The organism is Myxococcus sp. AM011 (assembly GCF_013372595.1).
In the GTDB taxonomy this organism is placed as follows: Bacteria; Myxococcota; Myxococcia; order Myxococcales; family Myxococcaceae; genus Myxococcus; species Myxococcus eversor.
Window position 1 is genome coordinate 1 of record NZ_JABXEM010000413.1, and the last position, 6669, is coordinate 6669.

General features: G+C 69.7%; 7 protein-coding genes. All 7 read left to right on the forward strand.

Annotated features, from left to right (window positions below):
* Positions 1-271 precede the first annotated feature (271 nt).
* Positions 272-1600, forward strand: coding sequence for a methyl-accepting chemotaxis protein (locus HUW62_RS44885; RefSeq protein ID WP_217911948.1), 1329 nt, complete (start codon positions 272-274; stop codon positions 1598-1600).
* Positions 1597-2178, forward strand: a complete 582-nt coding sequence (locus HUW62_RS44890) for an MmcQ/YjbR family DNA-binding protein (RefSeq protein WP_176437939.1) — start codon at positions 1597-1599, stop codon at positions 2176-2178. Before HUW62_RS44885 ends, HUW62_RS44890 begins: the two co-directional genes overlap by 4 nt.
* Positions 2179-2193: 15 nt before the next feature.
* Complete coding sequence (locus tag HUW62_RS44895) at positions 2194-2616, forward strand: chemotaxis protein CheW (RefSeq protein WP_163864094.1); 423 nt, start codon at positions 2194-2196, stop codon at positions 2614-2616.
* Positions 2617-2691: 75 nt separating this feature from the next.
* On the forward strand, positions 2692-3060 hold the full coding sequence (locus HUW62_RS44900) for a response regulator (protein WP_163864093.1): 369 nt from the start codon (positions 2692-2694) through the stop codon (positions 3058-3060).
* A 50-nt stretch (positions 3061-3110) separates the two neighbouring features.
* On the forward strand, positions 3111-5516 hold the full coding sequence (locus tag HUW62_RS44905) for a chemotaxis protein CheA (protein WP_176437940.1): 2406 nt from the start codon (positions 3111-3113) through the stop codon (positions 5514-5516).
* Positions 5513-6112 (forward strand): chemotaxis protein CheC, encoded by a 600-nt coding sequence (locus tag HUW62_RS44910; RefSeq protein WP_176437941.1) that lies wholly within the window; start codon positions 5513-5515, stop codon positions 6110-6112. Before HUW62_RS44905 ends, HUW62_RS44910 begins: the two co-directional genes overlap by 4 nt.
* A 24-nt stretch (positions 6113-6136) precedes the next feature.
* On the forward strand, positions 6137-6669 hold a 533-nt coding region (locus HUW62_RS44915), incomplete at its 3' end, for a 1-(5-phosphoribosyl)-5-amino-4-imidazole-carboxylate carboxylase (protein ID WP_176437942.1).

Below are 6669 nucleotides of genomic sequence, written 5' to 3' on the forward strand. Positions count from 1 at the left end.
GCATTCGAGCGGGCGTGTGCTCGGGGCGGGCACGTCGTCACGCGCGTGGGCGTGCTGTCAGAGGGCGTGGGGTGGGTGATCCACGATGAAGCGGGACGCGCGGTGCGCCGGCCGGGCGGGTTCGACCACTTCCGGTAGCATCCCGGGTGGATTGACCCTGCCCCCTGGCAAGGCTAAACCCAGGTCGCTTCCGTACCTCCCCTGAAAGCATCCCGTGCGCCGTCCCCTACGTGACGACACTGCCCCAGGACTGACTCCTCGTCGCGAGCCCATGCAGCGGCTGCTGCGCGCCGTGGACGGGCCACGTGCGACCAAAGAGGTCTCGCTCCGCCAGGTCATCTTCAACGGCTATGTGATGCTGGGGTTGATGCTCATCGGCTGGATGTTCCTGGCCGACGTGACTTTTCGCGAGCTGTGGCCGGATGCCGCGTGGTGGATGAACTACCTGGTGCGAGGGGGCGTGGCCCTCTTCCTCACCCTCACCGCGGCGTTCCTGCTGCCTTCCTGGCTGGTGCGAATCACCCGCGTGAAGGTGCTCAGCCGCTCCGCGTATGAGATTTCGCAGGGTGACTTGTCCAAGCCGGTGGCCGCCGAGGGGGGCCGCACGCGCGACGAAATCGACGAGCTGACGGGCGCCATCATCCGCATGCAGGAGAACCTGCGCGAGCTGGTGGGCAAGATTCAGGAGACGGCCAAGAGCGTGGCGGACACCGCCATCGACCTGCAGCGCTCGGCGGAGAACGTCAACGGCTCCACGGAGGAGGTGGGCTCGTCGATGAACATCATCGCCGGGGGCGCGGAGTCTCAGTCGCAGCTCGTGTCGAAGGCCTCCAAGGTCATCACGGAGATGGCCAGCAGCATCCAGCGCGCGACGGGCAGCGCCGAAGACGCGGCGCGCACCACGGCGGAGACGAGCAGCGCGGCGGAGGACGGCTCCAAGGCGGCGCGGCTGGCCGGCGAGAAGGTGAAGAAGGTCTTCAACCGCATCGAGTCCGCCAGCCAGCAGGTGTTCGCCTTCGGCGAGAAGACGCAGGAGATCTCCAAAATCGTCGACGCGATTACCCAGGTGGCGCAGCAGACGAACTTGCTGGCGCTCAACGCGACGATTGAAGCGGCGCGCGCGGGTGAGTACGGCCGCGGCTTCGCGGTGGTGGCCGACGAGGTGCGCAAGCTGGCGGAGAGCGCGGGCCGTTCCGCCGAACAGATTTCCAAGCTGGCGCGGGACATCTCCGGACAGTCCACCTCCGTGGTGAGCGCCATGAAGGAAGGCATCGCGGAGCTGGCCGAGGGCCGCGAGGACCTCACCAACATCGTGCGCAGCATGGGCGCCATCACCGACACCATCCGCAAGGGTTCGGAGAAGGTGCACCTCATCTCCGAGAGCACCCGCGAGCAGCACAAGGGCAGCGAGGAGATGGTGAAGGCCATCGAGGAGATCAAGCTGGTGGCGCGCAACAACGCCGCCTCCACGGAGGCCATCCAGTCCGTCATCCAGGAGCAGACGGCCGCCGTGTCGCGGATGACGTCGCTGGCCAGCGAGCTGACCAACCTGTCCGTCGAGCTGCAGAGCGTGGTGCGCAGCTTCCGTCTGGGGCCATGAGCAAGTCCTCCGCTTCATCGTCCGATGCCGCGCTGCGGGCGGCGGAAGTCCGCCTGCGCGACGTCATGCTGGCGCTTCCCCAGGTCACCGAGGAGTTCCCCTGGGGCCACCGCACCGCCAAGGTGAAGGGGAAGATGTTCGCCATCCTCGTCCTGGACGAGCGGGGGCTGCACGTCACCACCAAGCTGCCCCAGTCCAACGAGGCGGCGCTGATGCTCCCCTTCGCGGAGCCCACCGGCTACGGCCTGGGCAAGAGCGGCTGGGTGACGGCGCGCTTCGCCGCCGGCGAGGTGGCCCCGGTGGAGCTGTTGTCGCTGTGGATTCGGGAGAGCTTCAACGCCGTGGCGCCCAAGGCGCTGACGGATGGAGGCAAGGGCGCGAAGGCGCCGCGTTCGTCCCAGGTGAAGAAGTCCACCCCGGTGAGGAAGAAGGCCGTCCCGGTCGGGAAGAAGCCCACGTCGGTGGCGAAGAAAGTCGCGTCCGGGTCGAAGAAAACCGTGGCGAAGAAGGCGGCGCCCCGGGTGAAGACGCCCCGCACGGCGCGGCGCGGCACCAGCTCGCGACCAAAGCAAAGCTGATACAACACGACCTCTGTGCGGCACGTCATCTTCCGGGTGGAGAAGGAGCGCTACGGGCTGCCACTGTCGGCGGTGCGGGAGGTCGTCGTTCCCCCGGAGCGCTTCACCCGTGTTCCGCGCGCGCCTCCGGCGATAACGGGAGTGATGAACCTGCGGGGCCGGGTGGTGACGGTGGTGGAGCTGCGTCAGCTCCTGGGGTTGCCGGACGGTGCCACGCCACCGTCCCGCGTGGTTCTGCTGGACCGGGGCCGCAGGGATCTGGGACTGTTGGTGACGGACGTGGATGGAATCGAAGCGGTGGAGCGGGTGAGCGCGGCGCCGGGCAAGTTGACGCCGGCCATCCGTGGCGTTGCTCGGTTGGGCGGCCTGGGAGTGACCGTGTTGGATCCCGAGGGACTGGACGCCGCGGTGGTTGCCTTGTTCACCCATTCCAAGTGAGTAGCCCCCTGGAAAGCGCGGGTGATAGTGTCCGCGCTCCTCTAGGCTAGGCGATTCGGAGGCGGAGTTCTTCACATGGCTAAGAAGGTCCTGGTCGTCGACGATGCCATCTTCATGCGCAACATGATCAAGGACATCTTCGCGTCTGGAGGGTTCGAGGTCGTCGGCGAAGCGGCCAACGGTCTGGAGGCCGTGGAGAAGTACAAGGATTTGAAGCCCGACCTCACGACGATGGACATCGTGATGCCCTTCAAGAGCGGCATCGAGGCCACGCGGGAGATCATCAAGCACGACAGCAGCGCGGTGGTCATCATGTGCTCCGCGCTCGGGCAGGAGAGCCTGGTGATGGAGGCCATCGAGGCGGGTGCCTCGGACTTCATCGTCAAGCCGTTCCGCGCCGAGGACGTGCTGGCCGTGGTGAAGAAGGTCCTGGGAGAGGCGTGAGCGGCATCGCCTCCGGGCGGTCTCGCTTCGCTTCCTGACGAGGTCGGGCCATGACGATGGACATGTCCCGCTACCTGGGCCTCTTCATCTCGGAGGCCACCGAGCACCTCGAGGCGCTCGGGCGGGACCTGGTGCAGTTGGAGCGTGAGGGCTCCTCGAGCGCGGTGGACTCGATGTTCCGCCACGCCCACTCGGTGAAGGGCATGGCGTCGTCGATGGGCTTCGAGCCCATCGCCATCGTCGCGCACCGGGTGGAAGACCTGGTGGACGCCGTGCGGCAGGACCGTGGCCGGCTGGACCGGGACCTGGTGGACCTGCTGCTGAGCGCCTCGGACACGCTGCTGGCGCAGGTGCGCGCGGTGGCCGAGGGACGCCCCCCGGATGACGCGGCGGCGCTGCTCGCGCAACTGGGGGTCCGCGTCACGGCGATGACGGGCCATGCGCCCACCGCCACCCGCGTCGCCAAGGTCACCGTGAACAAGCCCGAGGACCCCGAGGGTGGAGGGGACTCCGGCTCGGGCTCGTCGGGCAGCGGCGGTGGCGCGGCTCCTGCGTCGGGTGCTGGCACGGACGGCAGTGGTGGCGGTGCGGGCTCCGGCGGAGGCACGTCGTCGGGCAGTGGTGGCGCGGGCTCTGGCGGAGGCACGTCGTCGGGTACGAGCGGGTCCTCGGCTCCCGTGACGGACAGTTCCCCGGGTGGAGCGCCGGGCCCGGGAGGCGACACACCTCCGGGCAATGGCTCGCAGGGAGCCGTTTCTCCGGACGCGCCACCCCGGCTGACGGTGACGGAGAACGGCGCTGGAGGCGTGCGCGAGGTGCTGGGCATCGGCGCGCCTCCGTCCTCCGGCAATGGCCATGTCGCCACGGTGACGCCGCCGGTGCTCACCGAGGCGCAGGTGGCGGACCTGGGGACGGCGCTCAAGGCGGCCTCCACCGGCCCGCTTCCCGGAGAGGCTTCCGCCGACGGTCGCGCCACCCAGCGCTGGGCGGTGCGGTTGCGCATCTCCCCCACGTGCCAGGTTCCCGGCGTGCGCGCCTTCCTGGTGCACAAGCGGCTCACCAACCTGGGCACGCTGGTGGACCTGCGGCCCGCGCTGGAGGAGCTGAAGGCCGGGCGCATTCCAGACGGCTACATCCAACTGGAAATTGAAACGTCCGTGGGCGAGGCGGGCATCCAGGCCTCGCTCAAGAACGTGGCGGAGGTGGACGTCGTCTCGGTGAAGCCGGCCGTCGCCATCGCCCTGCCGGTGGTCGTCCCCACGGCGACGTCCGAGGGAGGCCGTGTCGCGGGTGACTCCTCGTCGCGCACGGTGCGCGTGCGCACGGAGCTGCTCGACTACTTCCTCGACACGGTGGGCGAGCTGATGCTCGCCACGGCGCGCCTGCGAGAGGTGGGCAAGGTGCTGCCGGAGACGGTGCGGCCCGTGCTGGACGAGGGCGTCTACCGGCTGCACACGCTGGTGAAGGACCTGCACGACAAGGTGATGTCGGCGCGCATGACGCCGCTGTCGCTCATCACCGACCGGCTGCCCCGCGCGGCGCGCGACATCGCCCGGCGCAAGGAGCGCGAGGTCGACCTGGTCATCACCGGCGCCGAAATCGAGCTGGACCGCGCCATCCTCGACGAGCTGTCGGACCCGCTGCTGCACCTGCTGCGCAACTGCATCGACCACGGCCTGGAGTCCCCCGAGGAGCGCATCGCCGCGAAGAAGGGCCCGCGCGGGCGCGTGCTCGTGGCCGTCAAGCGCGCCAGGGACCGCGTCATCATCGAGCTGGAGGATGACGGCCGGGGCATGAACCCCGCGAAGCTGAAGGCCGCGGCGGTGGCGCGCGGACTGCTCCCCGCCGAGGTCGCCACGCGACTGACGGACCGGGAGGCGTTCATGTTGTCGTGCCTGCCCGGCGTGTCCACGGCGAAGGACATCACGGACATCTCCGGCCGGGGCGTGGGCATGGACGCCGTCAAGCGCGTGGTGGAGAGCGTGGGCGGCACGCTCGAAATCGACAGCGAGCCGGGCCGGGGCACGCGCTTCACGCTGCGGCTGCCGCTGACGGTGGCGGTGGTGCACCTGCTGCTGGTGGAGGTGGGGGACGAGGTGTTCGGCCTGCCCATCGCCAAGGTGGTGGGCGCCACGGAGGCGGACGGCGACGCGCTCAGCCGCAGCAGGGAGACGGCGCTCTTGCCGCATGGCAACTCGCTGTTGCCCGTGCACGCACTGGACACGCTCGTCGGGGTGCCGACGCCGGGCATGCGGGGCGTCAGGCCCTTCGTGGTGATGGAGGGTGACTCTGGCCGGGTGGCGCTGGGCGTGGACCGGCTCCTGGGTCAGGAGGAAGTGGTGCTCAAGCCGCTGTCCCGGCCGTTGGATTTGTTGCCGGGTCTCTCAGGTGTGACCATCCTCGGAAGCGGCCGTCCGGTCTTCATCCTGGATGTTCCGAGGTTACTCTCCGCGTGAGCTTTCCCGTTCCCAGCGACGCGCAGCTCGATGCCCTGCGCGAGGTGGCCAACATCGGCTGCGGCCATGCAGCCAACGCCCTCTCCCGGCTGATGGGCGGGCGCCAGGTGGACCTCTCCGTCCCCCGCGTGGTGCTCACCGGCCCGTCGGACGCGGCGGGGTTGTTGGGCGGTGACTCGCCCGCGGTGGCGGCCTGGCTTTCCATCACCGGCGGGCTGCGGGGCGTGTTGATGCTGGCGATGCCGCTCGCGGACGGGACGGCGCTGGAGACGCTGCTGTTGGGCGGGCAGGAGACCGGGCAGGCCGAGCGCGACAGCGCGGTGTCGGAGGCCGCCAACATCGTCGCGAGCGCCTGCCTGTCCGCCATCGGCAAGCTGACGTCGTGGCGGCTGATGCCGTCGGTGCCCACCCTGCGTCGGGACACGGCGCGGGCGCTGGTGGACGCGGCGGTGTCCCAGGTGGAGGGCGACGCCAGCCGGGTGGTGGTGCTGGAGGCGCGCTTCATGGCGGCGGCCAATCCCCCGGTGAGCGGGCAGCTGCTCCTGGTGCTGGAGCGGGAGAGCTCCCGGGCGCTCCTGGCGCGGCTGGGCGTGTAGCCCGTTTCAGGGTAGACGGGCCCCATGGATGAGAAGGCGCTGAAGCTGCTCCTGGGGAGCGTGAAGTCGGGCCGCGTCTCGGTGGATGCCGCCGTGGGCAAGCTCAAGGATTTGCCCTTCGCGGAGCTGGGGTACGCGACGCTCGATACCCACCGCAACCTCCGCTTCGGCTTCCCCGAAGTCGTGCTGGGCGAGCCGAAGACGGTGGAGCAGTTGTTGGGCATCGTCGGCGCGCTGGTGGAGCGCAAGCAGACGGTGCTGGTGACGCGGCTGCAGCCGGACAAGGCCGAAGTCCTGGTGTCGCGCTTCCCCAAGGGGCTGTACCACCCGGTGGCGCGCATCTTCCATCTCAAGCAGGGCAAGGTGCGCTCGGGCAAGGTGGCCATCGTCACCGCGGGCACCAGCGACATCCCCGTGGCGGAGGAGGCCGCGGTGACGGCCGAGGCCATGGGCGCGGAGGTGCGGCGCGTCTACGACGTGGGCGTGGCGGGCATCCACCGGCTGCTGCGGCGCCGGGAGGAAATCCAGGAGTGCCACGTCGCGGTGGTGGTGGCGGG